Below are 414 nucleotides of genomic sequence, written 5' to 3'. Positions count from 1 at the left end.
TCGCTGCCCTCGGCCGTGATCGTCGCCGTGGCCGCCGCCAGCGCGTTCGCTGCGCGCGCATTGTCCGCGTTCTGCTGCACGGTGCCCGTCAGTTCCTCCATCGACGAGGCGCTCTGCTGCAGCGCGCTGGCCTGCATCTCGGTGCGCGCCGACAAGTCCATGTTGCCGCTCGCGATCTGCGAGGACGCCGTGGCGATCGTCTCGGTCCCGCGCCGCACTTCGCCGACCATCGTGCCGAGGCTCGCGTTCATCGCCGCCAGCGCACCGAGCAGCTCGCCGACTTCGTCCTTCGAACCCGCCTCGATCCGGCTGGTGAGATCCCCGCCGGCCACGCGCTGCGCCACCGCGACGGCGCTGCGCAGCGGCAGCACGATCGAACGCGCGAGGCGGACGGCGAACGCGAGGCCGACGGCC

1 protein-coding gene is annotated in these 414 nt (G+C 72.7%); it reads right to left on the bottom strand.

The genetic code is table 11. The features are described from left to right. On the bottom strand, window positions 1–414 hold a 414-nt coding region (locus tag ACEN88_RS34400; RefSeq protein WP_413346889.1), incomplete at both ends, for a HAMP domain-containing protein.

The sequence above is a fragment of the Massilia sp. CT11-108 genome, from assembly GCF_047302915.1.
GTDB lineage: Bacteria > Pseudomonadota > Gammaproteobacteria > Burkholderiales > Burkholderiaceae_D > Telluria > Telluria orientalis.
The sequence above is the reverse complement of the archived record's forward strand: the minus strand, read 5'-3'. Positions and strand labels throughout refer to the sequence as shown.